Genomic DNA, 20,906 nt, shown 5'->3' on the forward strand with positions numbered 1-20,906 from the left:
CCATGGTGTTCCGACAGGGCCGGCCGCCGGGCAGCGACGACAGCTCATCCTCCGACGGGAATGACGGCCCGCTCGCGAGGGTGACCTACCTGCCCGGCGCCGAGCCCCCGACGAAGCCCGAACCAGCCGCAGCACCGGCGGCACCCGCGGCAACTGGGCAGGCGGAGCAGTACACCACCGCCACCGCGTGGGCGCCGTCTCCGATGGGCGCTGACCGTTCCGCAACGGCAACGGCAACGGCAGCGGCCGCCGCCGCATGGGAGACCGGTCCCACCGAGGCGGAGCTCCTCGAGGCGGAACGCGTCGACGCCGAGCTCGCCGAGCAGGAGGCTGTGAATGCCCGTACCCGCAAAGAGGTGTTCACTGCGGCCCGTGACGCGGCCGAAGCCAAGAAGGCGCGGCGGGCGGAGAACGTGAGCATGCATGCCCTCACCCGTCGCGGCATGTCCCGCTGGGAGCTGCACAAGACCCTCACCGCCCGCGAGTTCGACCCAGACGACATCGAGGCCGAGCTCGACCGCCTCGAAGGCGTCGGGCTCATCGACGACGCCGCCCTGGCCGAGACCATCGTGCGTACGCAGCACGATCGCAAGGGCCTCGGGCGCAGCGCGCTGACCGCCGAGCTGCGTCGTCGCCATATCGACCAGCAGCACATCGAGAAAGCGCTCGAGCAGATCGCCGACGACGACGAGATCGCCCGCGCGAGCGAGCTCGCCGAGCGACGGGCGCCCCAGCTGCGCTCGTACGACCGCGAGACTGCGGCCAGGCGCCTGTCGGGATTCCTGATGCGCAAGGGCTATTCGGGGTCGGTCACGCGTGCCGCCGTCGACGCTGCACTCGAGCAGACCCACGGCGGCGTGCGGTTCCGCTGACACGCGTCGTTAGGCTGGAACCCATCATGACCCTCACTGCCCCCGCCCCGTCCAGCTCCGCACCCGACAGCGCCGGGTCGGCGGTGCGCACCTACGAGGTGCGCACTTTCGGCTGCCAGATGAACGTCCACGACTCCGAGCGGCTCAGCGGATCCCTGGAGGCGGCGGGCTACCGGCCGTCGGTGTCGGGCGAGCGGGCCGATGTCGTCGTCATCAACACCTGCGCCGTGCGTGAGAACGCCGACAACAAGCTCTATGGCAACCTCGGCATGCTCGCTGCGGTCAAGCGAGAGCATGACGGAATGCAGATCGCCGTCGGCGGATGCCTGGCCCAGAAAGACAAGAACGTCATCCTCGAGAAGGCGCCCTGGGTCGACGTCGTCTTCGGAACCCACAACATGGGATCGCTCCCGACGTTGCTCGAGCGCGCACGGCACAACGACGAGGCACAGATCGAGATACTCGAGGCGCTCGAGGTCTTCCCGTCGACCCTGCCCACGAAGCGCGAATCGACGCACAGCGGGTGGGTCTCCATCTCGGTCGGCTGCAACAACACCTGCACGTTCTGCATCGTCCCGTCGCTGCGCGGCAAGGAGAAAGACCGGGCCCCGGCCGACATCCTCGCCGAGGTGCAGGCCCTGGTCGACGACGGCGCGATCGAGGTGACCCTGCTCGGGCAGAACGTCAACTCCTACGGCGTCGAGTTCGGCGACCGGCTCGCCTTCGGCAAGCTGCTGCGCGCGGCGGGCCAGATCGAAGGGCTCGAGCGCATCAGGTTCACCAGCCCGCACCCCGCGGCATTCACCGACGACGTGATCGACGCGATGGCCGAGACGCCCGCCGTCATGCCCCAGCTGCACATGCCGCTCCAGTCCGGCTCCGACAAGGTGCTTAAGGACATGCGGCGCAGCTACCGCTCGAAGAAGTTCCTCGGTATTCTCGACCGGGTTCGCGCCAAGATCCCGAACGCGTCCATCACCACCGACATCATCGTGGGCTTCCCCGGCGAGACCGAGGAGGACTTCCAGGAGACCCTCCGCGTCGTCGAGCTGGCCCGGTTCTCGTCGGCGTTCACCTTCCAGTACTCCATCCGCGCCGGCACCCCGGCGGCCACCATGCCCGACCAGGTGCCCAAGGCGGTCGTGCAGGAGCGATACGAACGCCTCACCGCCCTGCAGGATCGCATCTCGTGGGAGGAGAACCAGGCGCAGGTCGGGACCTGGGTCGCCGTCGTCGTGGGGGCGGAAGGCAAGAAGGATGCCGCGACCCATCGACTCTCGGGGCGGGCAGAAGACGGCCGCCTCGTGCACTTCGAGATCCCCCCGCACAGCGACGTACCGCGCCCCGGAGACGTCGTATCGGTGCGCATCACCGACGCCAAGCCATTCCACTTGATCGCCGACTCGGTCGACTCGAGCCCGCTCATCATCCGACGCACGTCGGCCGGGGACGCCTGGGACCGCTCGGAGGCGGAGTCGTGCGGAGTACCCGCGCCTGCGGCATCCACCGAGAACGGACGCATCTCGCTCGGGTTGCCCACGCTGCGCCTCAGTGCCCGCACGCCAGGCCCCGCCGTGGCCGCATCCGAAACCCCGTCGCCGCGCGGCTAGCGGTGACCAGGCTCATCGCCATCGTCGGGGCGACCGGAACGGGCAAGTCGTCCCTGGCCCTCGACCTGGCGGAGACCATTACGGCCTCCGGCGGCCATGCGGAGATCGTCAACGCCGACGCCATGCAGCAGTACCGCGGCATGGACATCGGCACCGCCAAGGTGCCCCAGGCCGAACGGCGGGGCATTCCGCATCACCTGTTCGATGAACTCGACGTCACGGAAGAGGCCAGCGTCGCGCGTTACCAGGCGGCGGCGCGAGCGGCCATCAGCGACATCTCCCGGCGGGGAGCGACGCCGATCCTCGTCGGCGGGTCCGGCCTGTATGTCTCGTCGGTCGTCTACGACTACGCATTCCCGGGAACCGACCCGGTCATCCGGCAGCGCCTTGAAGGTGAACTGACGGCGGAGGGCCCCGGCATGATGCACCGCAGGCTCGATGCCGTCGACCCCGGCGCCGCCGCAGCAATCGGTCCGCACAACGGACGCCGACTGGTACGCGCCCTCGAGGTCGTCGAGATGACGGGGGAGTCGTTCGGATCGGGCCTGCCCGACGAGTCCGACTACTGGATGCCCACCGTGACCGTCGGCCTCACCGCCGAACGGCCGACCCTCGTGGAGCGGCTCGACGAGCGGGTAGTCGGCATGTGGCGCGACGGACTGCTCGACGAGGTGGGGCAGCTGCTCGAGCGCGGGCTCGCCAGCGGGGTCACCGCGAGCCGGGCCATCGGCTACGCGCAGGCCGCGGCCGAACTGCGCGGCGAGCTGCGCCGCGACGAGGCCATCGCCGCCACCCAGGCGCTCACGCGCCGCTACGCGCGTCGCCAGGTCGGCTGGTTCCGGCGATACCCCGCCACGCGCTGGCTCGACCACGACCGCCCCGACCTCGCCGACACGGTCATGGCCATGCTGCGCCCTGACGATCACTCGCACGGGAGCCCAGACAAGCGTGCGGGTGGGCCCACGGGCACGCGCACGGGGGAGCCCACGGCTGGAGGATCTGCGGATGCCGCGGCCGACGGCCCGTAGCATTGACGGGTGACCACCACTCTGAACTTCACCAAGGGCCACGGCACCGGAAACGACTTCGTGCTGTACTCCGACCCCGACGGTGACCTCGACCTCAGCGCATCGCAGATCGCCTTCATCGCCGACCGGCACTTCGGCGTCGGTGCCGACGGGGTCATCAGGGCCGTTCGGTCACGCAACCTCCCCGCGGGAGAAGCCGCATTGGCCGAGGATCCGGCCGCCGAGTGGTTCATGGACTACCACAACGCCGACGGTTCCCCGTCGGAGATGTGCGGCAACGGCATCCGCGTCTACGTGAAGTACCTGGTCGAGAACGGTCTCCTGCCGCTCGGCAGCGGCGAGACCGCCGTGATCGGCACGCGCGCCGGAGTGCGTGACGTGCTCTCGAGTGCGCGGGGCTACCAGGTCGACCTCGGTCGCTGGGCGCTCGACGGAGGCGAGCCGCTGGTCAGCACGAGCAACGTCAAGGTGCCACGCCCCGGGCTCGGTATCAACGTCGGCAACCCGCACGTGGTCGTCGCACTGTCGAGCGACGACGAGCTCGACGGAGCAGACCTCGCCGTCGCGCCGGAGCTCGTCCCCCCGGCATCGGCCGGCGCCAACGTGGAATTCGTCGTCCCAGGCGACCCGCTGGTGATCGACGCCGTCGGCCACATCCGCATGCGCGTGCACGAGCGGGGGAGCGGCGAGACCCTGTCGTGCGGAACCGGCGCAGCGGCAGCGGCACTCGCGGTGCGGCACTGGGCGGGAGCCGGGGCGCCGAGCCAGTGGCGCGTGCAGGTGCCGGGAGGAATCCTGGGCGTACGCATGTTCCCCGCGGAAGACGGCGAGCACGTCGCCCTGAGCGGCCCCGCCGAACTCGTCTACGCGGGAGCGCTGACGATCGACTGATCGGCGCCGCGGTTGCGGACCCGCAACACGCGGTAGCCCTTGCTCGTCGCCGACCGCAGGACCGAGAACGTGGCGGGCAGCGCCTGGTCGAGCCATCTATGCAGCGAATCCGACCCGAGGTTGCGCTGCACGACGAGCCACGCGTCGGCCCCTGCGTCGAGACGACCGAGCCAGCGGTCGAGCAGCTGGTGCAGCTCGCTCTTTCCCACTCGGATCGGCGGGTTCGACCAGATGGTCATGAACCGGATGTCGTCGGGAACATCCTGGGGCAGGCAGGCGTTGAGGTTAGTAATGCCCATGACCTCTGCATTCCGCCTGACCAGATCGAGCGCACGCTCGTTCACATCCACCGCCCACACCGTAGACCGCGGGGATTCTAGGGCGAGCGTGAGGGCGATCGGGCCCCAGCCGCATCCTAGGTCGAGGAGATGGCCACCGGGGGGCGGGGCCGGAGTGTTGCCGAGGAGTACGGCGGTGCCGGCATCCACCCGTTCCGGACTGAAGATGCCCCCTGCGGTGAAGAGTTCCCATTCCCGACCAGCCAGAGTCGCCGTGAACCGGCGGAGGTTGAGCTCACTCTCGGGCTTGGCGGAGAAGTAGTGCTCTTGCGTCATCCAGAAAACCTACCTAACAACGAGAAGCTAGGGTTAACCCAATGACTGAAGTAAATGTGAACGTGAACGACGACGACGACGTCATCGCACGCGTGCTCGGCAAAGCGACGTCCGGAACCGCCGGATACACGCTGTTCGGAGCGGGGTCTGCGCAGGCGATCACGGTGTCGAACACCGGGGCGCCGCAGACTGACGAGCGCGATGGATACGACGGCGACCAGTTCGATCGTGAAGACCGCCAGGCGCTGCGCCGCGTCGCCGGGCTCTCGACCGAGCTCGAAGACGTCACCGAGGTCGAGTACCGGCAGCTGCGCATCGAGCGCGTGGTGCTGATCGGCATCTACACGCAGGGCAACGTCGCCGAGGCCGAGAACTCGATGCGCGAGCTGTTCGCCCTCGCCGAGACCGCCGGCGCGGTCGTGCTCGACGGGCTGCTGCAGCGCCGTGCGCACCCCGACCCCAGCACCTACTTCGGCAAGGGCAAGGCCCAGGAGCTGCGCGACGTCGTCGCCGCGACCGGCGCCGACACCGTGATCGTCGACGGCGAACTGGCCCCCAGCCAGCGTCGCTCACTCGAAGACGTGGTCAAGGTCAAGGTCATCGACCGCACCGCCGTCATCCTCGACATCTTCAGCCAGCACGCGAAGAGCCGCGAGGGCAAGGCGCAGGTCGAACTCGCCCAGCTCGAGTACCTCCTCCCGCGACTGCGTGGATGGGGTGAATCGATGTCGCGCCAGGCCGGTGGCCAGGTCGGCGCCGGAAACGGTATGGGCTCGCGCGGACCGGGTGAGACGAAGATCGAACTCGACCGTCGCCGCATCCACACCCGCATGTCACGGCTGCGCAAGCAGATCCTGGGCTTCGCGCCCTCGCGGGAGGCCAAGCGTGCCAACCGGGTACGCAACTCGGTACCCTCGGTCGCCATCACCGGGTACACCAACGCCGGAAAGTCGTCGCTGTTGAACCGCGTCACGCACGCCGGCGCACTGGTCGAGAACGCGCTGTTCGCGACCCTCGACACCGCAGTGCGCAAGAGCGAGACCGCCGACGGCCAGGAATACACCCTGGTCGACACGGTCGGGTTCGTGCGCAACCTGCCTCACCAGCTGGTCGAGGCATTCCGCTCGACCCTCGAAGAAGTGGCTGATGCCGACGTGATCGTGCACGTGGTCGACGGATCGCACCCCGACCCCGGCGGTCAGCTCGCCACCGTTCGCGACGTGATCGGCGAGATCGGCGCCCGCGACATCGCCGAGATCGTGGTCATCAACAAGGCCGACCTGCTCGACGACAGCCAGCGCCTGGTGCTGCGCGGTATCGAGCCGCGCGCCGTGTTCGCCTCGGCCAGGTCGGGGGAGGGCGTCGAAGAATTGCTCGCCCGCATCGCGGAGGAGCTCCCGGCTCCATCGATCGAGCTCGACCTGCTCATCCCGTTCGACCGCGGAGACGTCGTCGCCCGGCTGCACGACCACGCCAGGGTGCTCGACACCTCGTACGACGAGCGCGGCACCCGGCTGCGAGTGATGGTCACCGAAGAGCTCGAGTCGGTTCTCGGCGAATTCGTGATGGAGCCCAGCGCGCCGTAGCGCGACGTAACAGGCCTTCGGCGTCGAACGCGACGTGGCTAGTCTGATCGGGTCGCCGGAGCACCGGCGCCCGATCGGAGGGCTGGCCATGACATCGACGGAGCCCGCCTGTTCGACAGCGCCGCACGTGTCATTCGAGCTGTTCCCCCCGCGGTCGCCGCAGGCGGAAGACGACCTCCGCGTCACCATCCGTGAACTCGCAGCAGTCTGCCCGGACTTCATCTCCGTCACCTATGGGGCGGGCGGGTCGTCGCGCGCCGCGTCGCTCGAGGTGCTGCGTTACATCCTGCACGAGACATCCATCAGTCCCATGGCGCACCTGACCTGCGTCGGATCGTCGCACGCGGAGTCGAGCCGGCTGGTGCGCGAGTTCCTCGACGCCGGCGTCTCGAGCTTCCTCGCGCTGCGTGGAGACCCGCCAGCGGGCGCCGTCGAGGGCGATGACTTCCTCGGCGACCTGCGCACCTCGTCCGAGCTCGTACAGCTCATCGATCGCGTGCAGGCGGAACGCTCGCAGTACGCGACCGTGGCGTCGCCGTCATCCCCGGGCCTCGGGTACATCCCGCAGACCCGTGACCACGTGCGCGTCGCCGTCGCGACCTTTCCGAACGGCCACAGCAACGACCGGCGCGACAATCAGGACATTGACGCCCTCGTCGCCAAGCAGACCGCGGGAGCAACCGTGGCCATCACCCAGCTGTTCTTCGACCAGGACGACTACCTCGGCTTCGTCGAGCGGGCCACGGCAGGCGGCGTGACCATCCCGATCCTCCCCGGGATAATGCCCGTGGTCACACCGGAGCGCCTTCACCGCATGGTGACGTTGACCCGCAACCGACAGCCCGATGAGCTCATGCGCCGCCTCGCGTCGTCCGACGACCCCGACGCGCGCTTCGCCGCCGGCGTGCAGTACGCGGCCGACCTCGCGACCGCCGTGCTCGCCGGTGGCGCCCCGGGGCTCCACCTCTACACGTACAACCAGCACCGCCCCGTGCTGGCCATGCTCGAGCGGCTCGGCGTGACGGCAGGGCCACGCATCCATCCCACGCAAAGGACCCCGAATGACTGACCCGCAGTTTCCCGTCGGCACCATCCTCGGCTACCCCCGCATCGGGCGACGACGCGAATTGAAGCGCGCCGTCGAGGCATTCTGGGCTGGCACCATCACCGAAGGCGAGCTCGAGACGCGAGCCGCCGAACTGCGGGGCGAGATGCGTGCCCGGCTGGCCGCCCTGGGGTTGGATGCCACGAACTCGGCCATCCCCGAGGCATTCTCGTTCTACGACCAGGTGCTCGACGCCGCCGTCACCGTGGGCGCCGTCCCCGAGCGCTTCGCCGACCTCGTCGCCGCCGACGGCTCCCTCGACCTCGCCGGCTACTTCACCCTGGCCAGGGGCGACAGCGACCGCGCACCGCTCGAGATGACGAAGTGGTTCGACTCCAACTACCACTACCTCGTTCCCGAGATCGCCCCGGATACCCAGTTCGACCTCGCCAGTGTGCGGTTGCTGCGCGAGGTGGCAGAGGCCACGGTGTCGGGCTATCGCACGCGTCCGGTCATCGTCGGGCCCGTCACCCTGCTGCTGCTGAGCAAGGCCAGCGAATCCGCCCCCGACGGATTCCGTCCCCTCGACCGGCTCGACGACCTGCTGCCCGTGTATGCGGAGCTCCTCGCCGCGCTCACGGCCGTCGGCGCCGAATGGGTGCAGCTCGACGAGCCCGCCCTCGTCAGCGAGAGCATCGACATCCCGCGCACCGACGTGCTCGGGGCCGTGGATCGCGCGTATTCCCTGCTCGCGGCATCCGAGGTGCGGCCCCGCATCTTCGTCTCGGCGGCGTATGGAGACCTCGGCGACGCCCTCCCCGTGCTCGACGCCACCGGTGTCGACGCCATCGGCCTCGACCTCGCCAGGGGATCCCTGCCCGAGGGGTTCCGCACCGAGACCATCCTGGTCGGCGGGGTCGTCGACGGTCGCAACATCTGGCGCGGTGACCTTGCTGCCGCATTCGGCACACTCGAGGTGCTGCGCGAGCACAGCCCGTCGGTCGCCGTGAGCACCTCGACCTCACTTTTCCACGTTCCGCACGACGTCGATGACGAGCAGCAGTTGCCGCAGCGCATGCGCGGGTGGCTGGCGTTCGCCGACCAGAAGGTCGCGCAGGTGGCCACCCTGGCCAGGGGCCTCGCCGAGGGCCGCGCGGCGATTACGACAGAGGTGGATGCCGCGACCGCCGCGCTCGCGGACCGGGCGAGCGCCGACGGCGTCAGGGTCGACGCGGTACGCCAGCGCGCGGCGACCCTCGGCCCCGCCGACTTCGCCCGCGGCGACTACGCGGTGCGCGCCGACCTGCAGGCGGCCGCCCTCGGCCTTCCGCTGCTGCCGACGACGACGATCGGGTCGTTCCCCCAGACCGGCGACATCCGTCGTACCCGCGCCAGCTTCGCCCGCGGCGACCTCAGCGAGGCCGGGTACACCGAGGCCATGCGCGACGAGATCCGTCGCGTCGTCGCGCTGCAGGAGGAGCTCGGCCTCGACGTCATCGTGCACGGGGAGCCGGAACGCAACGACATGGTGCAGTACTTCGCCGAGAACCTCGACGGGTTCGCCGCGACGCAGCACGGCTGGGTGCAGTCCTACGGGTCCAGGTGCACGCGACCGTCGATCCTCTGGGGCGACGTCTCCCGTCCGGCGCCGATCACCGTCGACTGGTCGACCTTCACCCAAGGGCTCACCGACAAGCCCGTCAAGGGCATGCTCACGGGCCCCGTCACGATCCTCGCCTGGTCGTTCGTGCGCGACGACCAGCCACTGCGCGACACTGCCAACCAGGTCGCCCTGGCACTGCGCGACGAGATCGCCGATCTGGAGGGTGCAGGCATCCGCATCATCCAGGTCGACGAACCGGCCCTGCGCGAACTGCTGCCGCTGAGAAGGCAGGACCAGCCCGACTACCTCGACTGGTCGGTGGGGGCGTTCCGCCTGGCGACAGCGGGCGTCGACGACCGCACCCAGATCCATACCCACCTCTGCTACTCGGAGTTCGGTGTGGTCCTCGACGCCATCGACCGCCTCGACGCCGACGTCACGTCGATCGAGGCGGCCCGCTCGCGCATGGAGGTGGTTCCGGATGTTGCGGCGGCAGGTTTCCCCCGGGGGATCGGGCCCGGCGTCTACGATATCCACTCCCCGCGGGTTCCCGGTGTCGACGAGGTCGTCTCCCTCATCGACATCGCCATCGGGGCGATCCCGGAGCGACAGGTGTGGGTCAACCCGGACTGCGGGCTCAAGACCCGCGGGTACGACGAGACCGTGCAGTCGCTGCGCAACATCGTCGCCGCGACGGCGGCCGTGCGGGAGCGCATCTCCGGCTGAGCGCACGGCCACACGGGATCAGCGCAGTGCCGGTTTGCCGGGCGCAACGGGATCAGCGCAGCGCCGATTCGCCGGGCGCACTGCCGGTCGAGGGTATCGCTAGACCGAGCGCATCACCGCGACGACCTTGCCGAGCAGCTCTGCGTGGTCGCCCATGATCGGGGCGAACGCGGAGTTGCGGGGGAGCAGCCAGGTGTGCCCGTCACGCTGCTGGAATACCTTGACGGTTGCTTCGTCGTCGATCATCGCGGCGACGATGTCGCCGTTCTCGGCGGTCTTCTGCTGCCGTACGACGATCCAGTCCCCGTCGCAGATCGCGGCATCGATCATGGAGTCGCCGACGACGCCGAGCATGAACAGGTCGCCCTTCCCCACGAGCTGGCGAGGGATAGGAAAGACCTCGTCGATCTGCTCCTCCGCGGTGATGGGAATTCCCGCGGCGATGCGTCCGACCATCGGCACCATGGCGGCGTCACCGACCGGGGTGGGGTTGTCCGACGGCGTCGACATGCCCGCGAGGGGGAGGTCGATGAGCAGTTCGAGCGCCCGGGGACGGTTCGGATCACGCCGGAGGTAGCCGCTGAGCTCGAGCTGGTTCAGCTGGTGCGTCACGCTCGACAGTGAGGAGAGCCCGACTGCATCGCCGATCTCACGCATGCTCGGCGGGTAGCCCCGGTTCAGCACGGACCGCTGGATCGCGTCGAGGATTGCCAGCTGCTTGTCGCTCAGGCTCTTGCGTCGCCGCGTTCCCGCCTTGTCCTGAGACGCTCCGGCGCCGCGCACCGCCGCCTGCCCCTGGCTCGCTGCCTCGCTACTGACGTCCATTGGAGTCTCCTGCCCGCGTGCCCGCGAAAGTCGAATGTCGGTGGTGCCTGATGAAGTGGTCCTCAGACACTCGAAACTGTATCCACCCGAGTCGCGCAATCCAAACATTTGTTCTAGTGTGTCGCGATAAAAGTGGCTGCAATGTCGAAGATCCCCTTGGCGAAGCGACCTATCGAATGTATGTTCGGAACACAGCTTCGCATTCGGCTCTCCCGGCCGAGAGTCGAATGCGAAGTCTTCCTCGCATTCCTTCGTCTGACGAAAGGCATGGCAATGACCGCAGCAATGGTTTATCGCACCAGCTCTTCCCTCACCGCACTTTTCAACACCCCCCGCGTTTCCCGCCTGACCAACTCCAGCTTGGGCAACTCCGGCTTGGGCAACTCCCGCGTGCGCATGGACGACTACCGCCTGCCCACGACGGCCGCCGCTTCGGTTACGCCCGCGCTGGTGAGGCCTGCTGCGTCACGCGCCGCGACGTCCGTGCGCCCCATGCCCACGCGCAGCGTGACCGCCCGAACCCACGCGAGCCGGCCCACGGCGTCGACGCCGATCGCGGTCACCCGTCCCGTCGCCGTCGCCGCGCCCACCGCCGCACCGCTCCCGCGGCTGCACATCACGAAGCGCGGTCGCCGCGCCGTCCTCGTTGCCATCGCTCTGCCGCTGATCGTCGGGGCGAGCATGCTCACCGCCAACATGGGGTCGGCCACCGCGTCCATCCAGGTCAGCAACAGCTCCTTCGAGTACGTGCAGGTCAAGAGCGGCCAGTCGCTCTGGCAGCTCGCCGAGTCGATCGCCCCCGAGGCCGACCCGCGCGACGTCGTCGCCGACGTGGTGCACCTCAACGGGCTTGCGAGCGCCGACGTGCACCCGGGCCAGCGCCTCGCCCTTCCCGCTGCCTACGCGGACTGAACTAGCGCGGCAGGCAGAGGGCCGGTGCTGGTCGCTCTGTGCTTGCTGGTCAGCGCTGGCTGTGTGTGCTGCCCCGCAGACATCGCCGCCCGCCGTCACTCGCTCGCCACTCGCCTAGCATTGATCGGTGACTTCACTCAGCGACCTGCCCATCCGCGATGACCTCCGCGGCCTGACGCCATATGGCGCACCCGAATCGCGGGTCCCCATCGCGCTCAACGTCAACGAGAACACCCACGCCATCCCCGAGGCCGTTGCACACGACATCGTGACGTCCATCGCCCGGGCCATCCTCACGGTCAACCGGTATCCCGAGCGCGAGTTCCCCGTGCTGCGAGACAGCCTCGCCGCTTACCTCGGCCATGGGCTCACCCGCGACAGCATCTGGGCCGCCAACGGCTCGAACGAGGTGCTCCAGCAGATCCTGCAGGCGTTCGGCGGCCAGGGGCGCTCCGTACTCGGCTTCCCGCCCACCTATTCGATGCACTCGATCATCGCGCGAGGCACCGGCACCCGGTGGATCTCCGCCGATCGGGACGACGACTTCCTCATCTCCCCGGCGACTGCCGTGCGCCAGGTCGAGGAGCACTCGCCCGACGTCGTGTTCCTGTGTTCACCCAACAACCCCACCGGCACGCCCCTCGACCCTGACACCATCGTGGCGGTCTACGACGCCACTGACGGGATCGTCGTCGTCGACGAGGCGTACGCCGAGTTTGCGCCAGCGGGTGCACCGACCGCGCTCGACCTGCTCCCGGGCAGGGAGCGGCTCATCGTCAGTCGCACCATGAGCAAGGCGTTCGCATTCGCCGGCGCTCGCGTCGGCTACCTCGCCGCCGATCCCGCCATCACCGACGCACTCAGACTGGTACGCCTGCCGTACCACCTCTCGGCGCTCACCCAGGCGGCCGCTATCGCCGCCCTCGACCACGCGCCCGAGATGCTCGCCATGGTCGACGACATCCGCCAGCAGCGAGACCGTCTGCTCGTCGAGCTGCCCAAGCTCGGCTACCACGCGTGGGACAGCTGGGCGAACTTCGTACTGTTCGGAGGAGTCGACGACCCAGCGTCGGTGTTCGAGCAGCTGCTCGCAGAGGGCATCATCATTCGCGACGTCGGCATGCCGGGCCACCTGCGTGTCACGGCAGGCACCGAGGCAGAGACCACCGCGTTCCTCGACGCGCTGGCGCGCATCACCGCTCGGTAGGATTGACGGATGACCAGTTCCCGCACCGCCCACCTGCAGCGCGAGACCAGCGAATCGACCATCGACCTCTCCCTCGACCTCGATGGCACGGGCATGACCGACATCCAGACCTCGGTGCCGTTCTTCGACCACATGCTCACCGCATTCGCCAAGCACTCCCTCATCGACCTCGCCGTGCGCGCGACGGGCGACACCCACATCGACGTACACCACACTGTCGAAGACATCGGCATTGTGCTGGGCAAGGCGATCGGCCAGGCACTCGGCGACAAGTCGGGGATCGCCCGGTTCGGTGACGCCCTCGTGCCCCTCGACGACGCACTCGTGCAGGCCGTCGTCGACGTCTCGGGGCGCCCCTACCTCGTGCACACCGGCGAACCGGCCGGTTTCGAGATGCACCTCATCGGCGGCCACTTCACCGGTTCCATGGTGCGCCACGTCTTCGAGGCGATCACCTTCCACGCGGCACTCACCGTACACATCACAGTTCTCGCCGGCCGCGACCCGCACCACATCGCCGAAGCCGAGTTCAAGGCCTTCGCCCGCGCCATGCGCACCGCCGTGGCACCCGACCCGCGCGTCACCGGCATCCCGTCCACCAAGGGAGCGCTCTAGCATGGCGAAGCCAACCGTCGTTGTGCTCGACTACGGCTCGGGCAACGTCCACTCCGCCGTCAAGGCCCTCGAGGTGGCCGGGGCCGACGTCGAACTCACCGCAGACCGCACCGCGGTGCTCGAAGCCGACGGGCTCCTCGTTCCGGGTGTCGGAGCGTTCGACGCGGTCATGACCGCGCTTCGCGACGCCCGAGGCGGCGAGCTGATCGACCGCAGGCTCGCCGGCGGCCGCCCCGTGCTCGGTATCTGCGTCGGGATGCAGGTGCTGTTCGACTCCGGGGTCGAGCGCGACGCGCCCGCCGAGGGCCTGTCCGCATGGCCAGGTGCCGTGACCCAGCTGACCGCCGACGTACTCCCGCACATGGGCTGGAACACCGTCGAGGCCCCAGGGGACTCGGTGCTGTTCGACGGCATCGAAAACGAACGCTTCTATTTCGTGCACTCCTACGCCGCACAGGAGTGGACGCTCGACTCCCAGCCGCCGTACCCCGACCCGAAGCTGACCTGGGCCAGGCACGGCACACGGTTCCTCGCGGCCGTCGAGAACGGTCCACTGTCTGCTACCCAGTTCCACCCGGAGAAGTCCGGCGCCGCCGGCATCCGACTCCTCGCCAACTGGATCGGCAGCCTCCGCGCGTCCTAGGCTCCGCCACCCCGGACTTCCCGCCACCACTTCTCACGAGAGACGAATCACGCCAGTGTTCACAGAGACCCCGCCCCTCATCCTGCTGCCCGCCGTCGACGTCGCCGACGGTAAGGCCGTTCGCCTCACCCGTGGCGAGGCCGGAAGCGAGACCAGCTACGGCGACCCCGTCGACGCCGCCCACGACTGGGCGGAACAGGGTGCGGAGTGGATCCACCTGGTCGACCTCGACGCCGCATTCGGGCGAGGCAACAACCACGACGTCATCAACGAGGTCATCCGCAAGGTCGGCCGCTCTGTTCAGGTCGAGCTGTCCGGCGGCATTCGCGACGACGCCAGCCTGGAATCCGCGCTCGCCACCGGCGCGAAGCGCATCAACCTCGGTACCGCAGCGCTGGAGCACCCCGAGTGGGCCGCCCGCGTGATCGCCGAGTACGGGGAGGCCATCGCGGTGGGGCTCGACGTGCGCGGTACCACCCTGGCCGCCCGTGGCTGGACCGAGGACGGCGGCGACCTCTGGGAGGTCTTCGAGCGACTCGAGGAGGCAGGCTGCGCTCGCTACGTCGTGACCGACGTCACCAAGGACGGCACCCTGCAGGGCCCCAACCTCGACCTGCTCCGCGAACTCGCGTCGCGCACCGACCAGCCGGTCATCGCCTCGGGCGGCATCTCCAACCTGCAGGACATCGCCGACCTGCGTGAACTCGTGCCGACCGGCGTCGAAGGTGCCATCGTGGGCAAGGCGCTCTACGCCAAGGCATTCACGCTGCGGGAGGCGCTGGACGTCGCAAGCGATTGAGCGCCCACCACTCCCACCCCGGGGCAGACTCGGCCGGCACGCCGTGGGCCGGCCGCGCGTTCGAGCAGAACGCCTTCTCCGGCGACGATGGGTCCGCCTCCACGGAGCTCATTGCCGCGATCGCCCGATTTCACACCGGTGACGGGGGAGAGCGCGAGGTCGTCGACGCACTGCGCGGCGCGCGGCTGCTGATCCCGCTGGTCGCGTCGCTGGGGGAGTCCGCGATGGGCGAGCACGGCATCCAGGTCGACAAGAAGGCAGAACTCGCCATCGTCACCGTGTCGGGCCCCGACGGCCGCGCCGTCATGCCCGTGTTCAGCGACGTCGCGGCTATGGCGCGGTGGAACCCGAAGGCCCGCCCCGTGCCCGCCGACGGCATCCGGGTGGCGCTGGCCGCGGCGAACGAGGGCACCGACCTCGTCGTGCTCGACCCGCTGTCGCCGACGGAGTTCGCCGTGCGACGCCCCGCGCTATGGGCGATCGCGCAGTCGCAGCCGTGGGTGCCGAGCTACCGTAATCCGCGGGTGAACGCGGCGTTCGCGGCATCCATCGACGCCATCGACGACATCGCCGACGTTTCCCTCGCGGCCGGCGACCCCCGTGCCAAGCTCACCGCACCAGAACTCGTCGTCGAACTGCGCCTACGCCCCGGCCTCGACCGCGAGGCCCTCACCGGGCTGCTCGGGCGGGTGCAGGCGCTGTGGAGCACGAACGAGACCATCGCCACCCAGGTCGACAGCATGACGGTGCGCCTGAGCTGATCGCAGGGCGAGACGGTGGATGCTGCGGCGGGACGCTAGCTGACCGCACCCGTCGGATTCACCGCTTCTCGGCTTCGATGCCGTCAAGTGGATGCTGCGGCGCTGGCTAGCTGACGGCGCCCGTGTATTTCTCGCCCGCGCCCTTGCCCGGCGGGTCCTGGATGGGCGACGCCTCGCGGAACGCGAGCTGCACCGAGCGCAGTCCGTCGCGCAGGGCCCGCGCGTGCTGGTCGCCGAGATCCGGGGCGGACGCGGTCACGAGTCCCGCCAGCGCGTTGATCAACTTGCGTGCCTCGTCGAGGTCGAGCTGCGACTCCGGGTCGTCGGCGAGGCCGCACTTCACGGCTGCCGCGCTGAGCAGGTGCACTGCCACGGTGTTGATGACCTCGATGGCGGGAACGTCCGCGATGTCGCGAGCCGCGGCATCCGTCGTCGCGTCGTCGTGTTCCGCGTGCGTGTGGGTGCCGTCTTCGGCGTGGATGTGCTGGCTATCGCTCACGAGTCGTTCCTCTGCTAGACTTCTGTCGGCTCCGCGCCCCTTCTGGGGTGTGGAACGAAAGTGGAGCTTCTCCCACCCGCGCTTACCGCATCTTCAGGTTACCGGGTTGTTGGTACCCCGCCGTCGGCCGAGCAATCAGCCGAAGGTAGCCAGGGCGCCAAGCCATGTACGCACGGCAGGCAGTGATCGAATGCTGCACTCGCGCGGAACGGCTGTGAAACTTCTCCTTCGGTCTGACGCCGGTACACACCGACACCAGCAGCCACAGACTCACATTCCCAAGGAGAAACAGATCAGCGATCCCCGAACCAATGACCGAATCCGCGTACCGGAGGTCCGACTCGTAGGCCCAGCCGGCGAGCAGGTCGGCGTCGTGCGCATTGAAGACGCACTTCGTCTGGCCCAAGAGGCAGACCTGGATTTGGTCGAGGTAGCTCCCAATTCCAAGCCCCCCGTCGCCAAGATCATGGATTTCGGCAAGTTCAAGTACGAAACCGCGCAGAAGGCGAAAGAAGCCAAGCGCAACCAGTCGAACACGATCCTCAAAGAGGTGCGCTTTCGCCTCAAGATCGACGTGCACGACTACGAGACCAAGCGCAAGCGCGCCGAGGGGTTCCTCAAGACCGGCGACAAGGTCAAGGCCATGATTCTGTTCCGCGGTCGCGAGCAGTCGCGCCCCGAGCAGGGAGTTCGCCTGCTGCAGCGCTTCGCCGAAGACGTGGCCGAGTTCGGCACCGTCGAGTCGACCCCGATGATCGATGGCCGCAACATGGTCATGGTCATCGGTCCGCTGAAGACCAAGGCCGAGGTCAAGGGCGAGGTCGACGCCAAGCGCGCCGCCTCGAAGCCGCCCCGCGCCGAGCGTCCGGCCCAGCCGGAACGCCAGGCCGACGACGAGGCGCCGGTGCGCCGCCAGGCCCCCGCGGCCGCAGCACCCGCCGCAGCCCCGGCCGCCGCAGCACCCGTCGCGGAGAAGAAGGCCGCCCCGGCCTCGAAGCCCGCCACTGCTGCACCCACCACTGCTGCACCCGCGACTACTGCGCCCGCAGCTTCCACGGCGAAGCCCGCCACGGCGACCAGGCCGGCAACGTCGGCCACGTCAGCGAGACCCGCGCCCACCAGCGCGACACCCGCCGCGAAGCCCGCGTCGGAGACACCCGCTGCGAAGCCCGCAACGGCGACGCCGGCTGCGAAGCCCGCAACGGCGACACCCGCCGCGAAGCCCGCAGCCGCAGCCAAGCCCGCGACGCCCAAGGCGCCCGCGGTACCGCGCGCACCGGGTACCCCGCAGCCCCCCAAGCCCACGAGTTCTGCACCGGCCAAGCCCGGCGCGAAGTAGCACGACCACAACGAGGAGAGACATGCCCAAGCAGAAGACCCATTCGGGTACGAAGAAGCGCTTCAAGGTCACCGGAAGCGGAAAGATCATGAAGCAGCAGGCCGGAATGCGACACAACCTGGAAGTCAAGTCCAGCGTCGTCACCCGCCGCCTGAACCAGGACAAGGTGCTGGCCCCGGCCGACGCCAAGGTCGTCAAGCGTCTGCTCGGCAAGTAGCCCTCACTTCTAACCTCAAGGAACTAAGCACATGGCAAGAGTAAAAAGGGCAGTAAACGCCCATAAGAAGCGTCGCGTCATCCTCGAGCGCGCCAAGGGTTACCGCGGACAGCGTTCACGCCTGTACCGCAAGGCCAAAGAGCAGCTCATCCACTCGTTCGTCTACTCGTACCGCGACCGTCGCACCCGCAAGGGGGACTTCCGCCGCCTGTGGATCCAGCGCATCAACGCCGCGTCGCGCGCGAACGGCCTGACCTACAACCGCCTCATCCAGGGACTCAACCTGGCCGGCGTGCAGGTCGACCGTCGTATGCTCGCCGACCTCGCGGTCACCGAGCCCGCCACGTTCGCCGCCATCGTCGCAACCGCGAAGGCAGCACTCCCCGCCGACACAAGCGCGCCTCGGGTATCCGCCTGACCAACGCCCATACACTGTCAGCATGATTGACAACCCACGTTCACCTCGAGTGCGCGCGGTGGCCAAACTGGCCAAGAGAGACGCCCGGTCTGAGACCGGGCTCTTTCTTTTGGAGGGGCCTCAGGCAGTAGCCGAGGCCCTCTCCTTCCGCCCCGAACTCGTCGTCGAACTCTTCGCCACCCCGACCGCCGCCGACCGCTACGGAGACATCACCCGCGCCGCGGACGACGCCGGAATCGAGGTGGAATTCGTCACTGAGCAGGTGCTCGCGTCGATGGCCGACACCGTCACGCCGCAGGGCATCGCGGCGGTCTGCCGCCAGTTCCCGACGTCGATCAAGGACATCCTCCGCGACGGCACCGACGGCGAGGCGCCCCGGCTGATCGCGATCCTCGAGGAGGTGCGCGACCCCGGCAACGCCGGAACCATCGTGCGTGCCGCCGACGCCGCGGGTGCCGATGGAGTCATCTTCACCGGCCGCAGCGTCGACCTGTACAACCCGAAGGTGGTTCGGGCGTCGACGGGGTCGATCTTCCACGTGCCCGTCGCCGTCGGCATCGATCTCGAGGTCGCCCTGCAGCGCGCCCGCCTCGCGGGACTCCAGATCCTCGCCGCCGACGTGAAGGGCGACGACCTCCTGCAGGCGCGCGAAGACGGCACGCTCGCGAAGCCCACGGCCTGGCTCTTCGGCAATGAGGCCAGGGGCCTCCTCGACGAACAGCTCGACCAGGTAGACCGAGTGCTGACCGTTCCGATCTACGGGCGTGCGGAATCCATGAACCTCGCGACCGCGGCATCCGTCTGCCTGTATGAGTCCGCGTTCTCCCAGAGGGCTCAGGGTTGACAATTCTGCAGTGATCAGGAGTTAAGACTGTGTTACGACTCCGCGTGGGGTTTGCCCCCGAATGAGGGCGTGTGGTTGGGTAATCACATGGCCCAAGCACACGGTAGTGATTCGTTGGTCGTCATCGACCATGTCAACAAGCACTACGGTGAGCTCCACGTTCTGAAGGACATCACCACCACCGTCGCCAGGGGCGAGGTAGTCGTGGTCATCGGGCCCAGTGGCTCGGGCAAATCCACCCTCTGCCGCGCCATCAACCGGCTCGAGACCATCGACGACGGCACCATCACCATCGACGGTGTACAGCTGCCCGAAGAGGGACCTGGCCTCGCGAAGCTGCGTGCCGATGTCGGCATGGTGTTCCAGTCGTTCAACCTCTTCGCGCACAAGACCGTGCTCGAGAACGTGACGCTCGGGCCGATCAAGGTACGCGGACTCAGCAAGAAAGACGCCGACGCGCGCGGCATGAAGCTGCTCAACCGCGTCGGCGTCGGCAACCAGGCGCAGAAGATGCCGTCCCAACTCTCCGGCGGACAGCAGCAGCGCGTCGCCATTGCTCGCACCCTCGCGATGGAACCCAAGCTCATCCTGCTCGACGAGCCGACGTCGGCACTCGACCCCGAGATGATCAACGAGGTCCTCGACGTCATGGTCGACCTCGCGAAAGACGGCATGACCATGCTCGTCGTCACCCACGAGATGGGCTTCGCCCGCAAGGCGGCGAACCGCGTGCTCTTCATGGCCGAGGGCTCCATCGTCGAAGAGGCGGCCCCTGAGCAGTTCTTCACCAACCCGCAGACACCGAGAGCGAAGGACTTCCTCTCGAAGATACTTACCCACTAACCGGTGGATAGGCACACAGCACACAGCAAGAGGAGGAAACCATGAGGCTCAAAAAAGGTCTGATGATTTCAGCGATGGCATCGGTGGCGGTGCTCGGATTGAGCGCCTGCAGCGACTCGGAGGCAGCAGCACCAGAACCCGAGGTGCAGGAAGAGGTCGAGTTCGAAGCCGGCACCACGATGGCGGAACTCAACGAAGCGGGAAGCATCACCATCGGCACCAAGTTCGACCAGCCGCTGTTCGGCCTCGTCGGACCCGACGGTGACCCGGTCGGCTTCGACGTCGAAATCGGCAAGCTCATCGCGGCCGAGCTCGGTATCCCGGCCGACGGCATCCAATGGCGCGAAGCCATCTCCGCCAACCGCGAGCCCTTCATCGAGAGCGGCGAGGTCGACCTCGTCATCGCGACCTACACCATCAACGACGCCCGCAAGGAGGTCATCTCCTTCGCGGGTCCCTACTACACCGCAGGACAGGACCTCCTGGTGAGCGCCAACAACGAGGAAATCGAAGGACCGGAGTACTTCACGGAGAACCCCGACGCCGTCGTCTGCACCGTCAGCGGATCCACCTCGGAGGCAAACATCTCGGAGTACACCAGCAACGTGATCACCGCCGCCGGGTACTCCGACTGCCTCGAGCCGCTGCGTACCGGAGCGGCCGTCGCCGTCACCACCGACAACGTCATCCTGGCCGGCCTCGCCGACCAGAGCGACGGCGAATTCGTCGTGGTCGGCAACCCGTTCACCGAGGAGCCCTACGGCATCGGCCTCGCGAAGGACGACACCGAGTTCCGTAACTTCATCAACGACACCCTCGAGGCGTCGTACGAAGACGGCACATGGGCCGAGGCCTGGGAAGCGACCGCTGGCGTCGTTCTCGAGACACCGGAACCCCCGGCCGTCGACCGTTACTAGCAGCGAATGACCGTCGGCCCGCCCGCCTCGCGGGCGGGCCGACGCCATGACACAGCGCCACCCGGTACCGCCGGCCACCGACTATGCACGAA

At 68.4% G+C, this 20,906-nt stretch carries 22 protein-coding genes; 19 read left to right on the forward strand and 3 right to left on the reverse strand.

The features are described 5' to 3' along the window. Positions 1–2 precede the first annotated feature (2 nt). Genes G5S38_RS07890 through dapF form a run of 4 tightly spaced genes read left to right on the forward strand, consistent with a single transcriptional unit; the run spans position 3 to position 4,401 of the window. Complete coding sequence (locus G5S38_RS07890; RefSeq protein ID WP_235928962.1) at positions 3–872, forward strand: regulatory protein RecX; 870 nt, start codon at positions 3–5, stop codon at positions 870–872. A gap of 26 nt (positions 873–898) precedes the next feature. After that, a complete protein-coding gene (miaB, locus tag G5S38_RS07895) occupies positions 899–2,482 on the forward strand; it encodes a tRNA (N6-isopentenyl adenosine(37)-C2)-methylthiotransferase MiaB (protein ID WP_165066919.1) in 1,584 nt (527 codons plus the stop codon). Between the two features lie 2 nt (positions 2,483–2,484). Further along, positions 2,485–3,510, forward strand: a complete 1,026-nt coding sequence (miaA, locus tag G5S38_RS07900) for a tRNA (adenosine(37)-N6)-dimethylallyltransferase MiaA (RefSeq protein ID WP_165066921.1) — start codon at positions 2,485–2,487, stop codon at positions 3,508–3,510. A gap of 9 nt (positions 3,511–3,519) precedes the next feature. Continuing rightward, positions 3,520–4,401 (forward strand): diaminopimelate epimerase, encoded by an 882-nt coding sequence (gene dapF, locus G5S38_RS07905; protein ID WP_165066924.1) that lies wholly within the window; start codon positions 3,520–3,522, stop codon positions 4,399–4,401. Here dapF and G5S38_RS07910 read toward each other — a convergent pair. Beyond that, complete coding sequence (locus G5S38_RS07910; protein WP_165066926.1) at positions 4,374–5,015, reverse strand: class I SAM-dependent methyltransferase; 642 nt, start codon at positions 5,013–5,015, stop codon at positions 4,374–4,376. The two genes, dapF and G5S38_RS07910, sit on opposite strands and share 28 nt — an antisense overlap. A 41-nt stretch (positions 5,016–5,056) precedes the next feature. Here G5S38_RS07910 and hflX point away from each other — a divergent pair, with 41 nt between their 5' ends. The 3 genes from hflX (at position 5,057) to metE (ending at position 9,975) form a co-directional block, all read left to right on the forward strand. After that, positions 5,057–6,601: a GTPase HflX gene (hflX, locus tag G5S38_RS07915; RefSeq protein WP_165066928.1), complete on the forward strand. Its 1,545-nt coding sequence runs from the start codon at positions 5,057–5,059 to the stop codon at positions 6,599–6,601. Positions 6,602–6,689: 88 nt separating this feature from the next. Then, positions 6,690–7,670, forward strand: coding sequence for a methylenetetrahydrofolate reductase (locus G5S38_RS07920; protein ID WP_165066931.1), 981 nt, complete (start codon positions 6,690–6,692; stop codon positions 7,668–7,670). Further along, complete coding sequence (gene metE / locus G5S38_RS07925) at positions 7,663–9,975, forward strand: 5-methyltetrahydropteroyltriglutamate--homocysteine S-methyltransferase (protein ID WP_165066933.1); 2,313 nt, start codon at positions 7,663–7,665, stop codon at positions 9,973–9,975. The genes G5S38_RS07920 and metE overlap by 8 nt, the downstream gene beginning before the upstream one ends. A 99-nt stretch (positions 9,976–10,074) precedes the next feature. Here metE and lexA read toward each other — a convergent pair whose 3' ends face one another. Next, positions 10,075–10,800 (reverse strand): transcriptional repressor LexA, encoded by a 726-nt coding sequence (gene lexA, locus G5S38_RS07930; protein WP_165066935.1) that lies wholly within the window; start codon positions 10,798–10,800, stop codon positions 10,075–10,077. A gap of 492 nt (positions 10,801–11,292) precedes the next feature. Here lexA and G5S38_RS07935 point away from each other — a divergent pair, with 492 nt between their 5' ends. The 6 genes from G5S38_RS07935 (at position 11,293) to G5S38_RS07960 (ending at position 15,737) form a co-directional block, all read left to right on the forward strand. Further along, positions 11,293–11,712 carry a LysM peptidoglycan-binding domain-containing protein gene (locus tag G5S38_RS07935; protein ID WP_165066938.1) on the forward strand — a complete coding sequence of 140 codons (420 nt, stop codon included), beginning with the start codon at positions 11,293–11,295 and terminating at the stop codon, positions 11,710–11,712. Positions 11,713–11,839: 127 nt separating this feature from the next. Further along, positions 11,840–12,919 (forward strand): histidinol-phosphate transaminase, encoded by a 1,080-nt coding sequence (locus G5S38_RS07940; RefSeq protein WP_165066940.1) that lies wholly within the window; start codon positions 11,840–11,842, stop codon positions 12,917–12,919. A gap of 9 nt (positions 12,920–12,928) precedes the next feature. Beyond that, complete coding sequence (hisB, locus tag G5S38_RS07945; protein ID WP_165066942.1) at positions 12,929–13,534, forward strand: imidazoleglycerol-phosphate dehydratase HisB; 606 nt, start codon at positions 12,929–12,931, stop codon at positions 13,532–13,534. Position 13,535: 1 nt separating this feature from the next. After that, on the forward strand, positions 13,536–14,177 hold the full coding sequence (gene hisH / locus G5S38_RS07950) for an imidazole glycerol phosphate synthase subunit HisH (RefSeq protein WP_165066945.1): 642 nt from the start codon (positions 13,536–13,538) through the stop codon (positions 14,175–14,177). Positions 14,178–14,232: 55 nt separating this feature from the next. Then, the gene (gene priA / locus G5S38_RS07955; protein WP_165066947.1) at positions 14,233–14,976 is read left to right on the forward strand and encodes a bifunctional 1-(5-phosphoribosyl)-5-((5-phosphoribosylamino)methylideneamino)imidazole-4-carboxamide isomerase/phosphoribosylanthranilate isomerase PriA; all 744 of its coding nucleotides are present in this window, start codon (positions 14,233–14,235) and stop codon (positions 14,974–14,976) included. Continuing rightward, a complete protein-coding gene (locus G5S38_RS07960; protein WP_165066951.1) occupies positions 14,973–15,737 on the forward strand; it encodes an SseB family protein in 765 nt (254 codons plus the stop codon). The genes priA and G5S38_RS07960 overlap by 4 nt, the downstream gene beginning before the upstream one ends. A gap of 106 nt (positions 15,738–15,843) precedes the next feature. Here the strand turns inward: G5S38_RS07960 and G5S38_RS07965 are convergent, their stop codons facing one another. After that, a complete protein-coding gene (locus G5S38_RS07965; protein WP_235928964.1) occupies positions 15,844–16,218 on the reverse strand; it encodes a DUF1844 domain-containing protein in 375 nt (124 codons plus the stop codon). Positions 16,219–16,450: 232 nt separating this feature from the next. Here G5S38_RS07965 and infC point away from each other — a divergent pair, with 232 nt between their 5' ends. From infC to G5S38_RS07995, 6 genes are all read left to right on the forward strand, one after another. Beyond that, positions 16,451–17,575 (forward strand): translation initiation factor IF-3, encoded by a 1,125-nt coding sequence (gene infC / locus G5S38_RS07970; protein ID WP_407943832.1) that lies wholly within the window; start codon positions 16,451–16,453, stop codon positions 17,573–17,575. A gap of 22 nt (positions 17,576–17,597) precedes the next feature. Then, entirely contained in the window at positions 17,598–17,792 is a 195-nt protein-coding gene (gene rpmI / locus G5S38_RS07975; protein WP_165066956.1) for a 50S ribosomal protein L35, read from the forward strand. 31 nt (positions 17,793–17,823) lie between these two features. Next, positions 17,824–18,210, forward strand: coding sequence for a 50S ribosomal protein L20 (gene rplT / locus G5S38_RS07980; RefSeq protein ID WP_165066958.1), 387 nt, complete (start codon positions 17,824–17,826; stop codon positions 18,208–18,210). Positions 18,211–18,232: 22 nt separating this feature from the next. Then, positions 18,233–19,054: a TrmH family RNA methyltransferase gene (locus G5S38_RS07985; RefSeq protein WP_165066961.1), complete on the forward strand. Its 822-nt coding sequence runs from the start codon at positions 18,233–18,235 to the stop codon at positions 19,052–19,054. A gap of 87 nt (positions 19,055–19,141) precedes the next feature. Then, on the forward strand, positions 19,142–19,897 hold the full coding sequence (locus tag G5S38_RS07990; protein WP_165066963.1) for an amino acid ABC transporter ATP-binding protein: 756 nt from the start codon (positions 19,142–19,144) through the stop codon (positions 19,895–19,897). Positions 19,898–19,938: 41 nt separating this feature from the next. Then, complete coding sequence (locus G5S38_RS07995; RefSeq protein ID WP_165066966.1) at positions 19,939–20,814, forward strand: glutamate ABC transporter substrate-binding protein; 876 nt, start codon at positions 19,939–19,941, stop codon at positions 20,812–20,814. The last annotated feature ends 92 nt before the right edge of the window (positions 20,815–20,906 follow it).

It is taken from the genome of Marisediminicola senii (genome assembly GCF_011057645.1).
Lineage (GTDB): Bacteria > Actinomycetota > Actinomycetes > Actinomycetales > Microbacteriaceae > Marisediminicola > Marisediminicola senii.

What these genes read in the sequence shown, in the direction of transcription:
- G5S38_RS07985 (WP_165066961.1), top strand. Translation starts at nt 18,233, where the DNA reads ATGATTGACAACCCACGTTCACCTCGAGTGCGCGCGGTGGCCAAACTG.
- G5S38_RS07995 (WP_165066966.1), top strand. Translation starts at nt 19,939, where the DNA reads ATGAGGCTCAAAAAAGGTCTGATGATTTCAGCGATGGCATCGGTGGCG.
- hisB (WP_165066942.1), top strand. Translation starts at nt 12,929, where the DNA reads ATGACCAGTTCCCGCACCGCCCACCTGCAGCGCGAGACCAGCGAATCG.
- hflX (WP_165066928.1), top strand. Translation starts at nt 5,057, where the DNA reads ATGACTGAAGTAAATGTGAACGTGAACGACGACGACGACGTCATCGCA.
- metE (WP_165066933.1), top strand. Translation starts at nt 7,663, where the DNA reads ATGACTGACCCGCAGTTTCCCGTCGGCACCATCCTCGGCTACCCCCGC.
- G5S38_RS07890 (WP_235928962.1), top strand. Translation starts at nt 3, where the DNA reads ATGGTGTTCCGACAGGGCCGGCCGCCGGGCAGCGACGACAGCTCATCC.
- G5S38_RS07910 (WP_165066926.1), bottom strand. Translation starts at nt 5,015, where the DNA reads ATGACGCAAGAGCACTACTTCTCCGCCAAGCCCGAGAGTGAGCTCAAC.
- miaB (WP_165066919.1), top strand. Translation starts at nt 899, where the DNA reads ATGACCCTCACTGCCCCCGCCCCGTCCAGCTCCGCACCCGACAGCGCC.
- lexA (WP_165066935.1), bottom strand. Translation starts at nt 10,800, where the DNA reads ATGGACGTCAGTAGCGAGGCAGCGAGCCAGGGGCAGGCGGCGGTGCGC.
- rpmI (WP_165066956.1), top strand. Translation starts at nt 17,598, where the DNA reads ATGCCCAAGCAGAAGACCCATTCGGGTACGAAGAAGCGCTTCAAGGTC.
- G5S38_RS07935 (WP_165066938.1), top strand. Translation starts at nt 11,293, where the DNA reads ATGCCCACGCGCAGCGTGACCGCCCGAACCCACGCGAGCCGGCCCACG.
- G5S38_RS07920 (WP_165066931.1), top strand. Translation starts at nt 6,690, where the DNA reads ATGACATCGACGGAGCCCGCCTGTTCGACAGCGCCGCACGTGTCATTC.
- hisH (WP_165066945.1), top strand. Translation starts at nt 13,536, where the DNA reads ATGGCGAAGCCAACCGTCGTTGTGCTCGACTACGGCTCGGGCAACGTC.
- G5S38_RS07990 (WP_165066963.1), top strand. Translation starts at nt 19,142, where the DNA reads ATGGCCCAAGCACACGGTAGTGATTCGTTGGTCGTCATCGACCATGTC.
- rplT (WP_165066958.1), top strand. Translation starts at nt 17,824, where the DNA reads ATGGCAAGAGTAAAAAGGGCAGTAAACGCCCATAAGAAGCGTCGCGTC.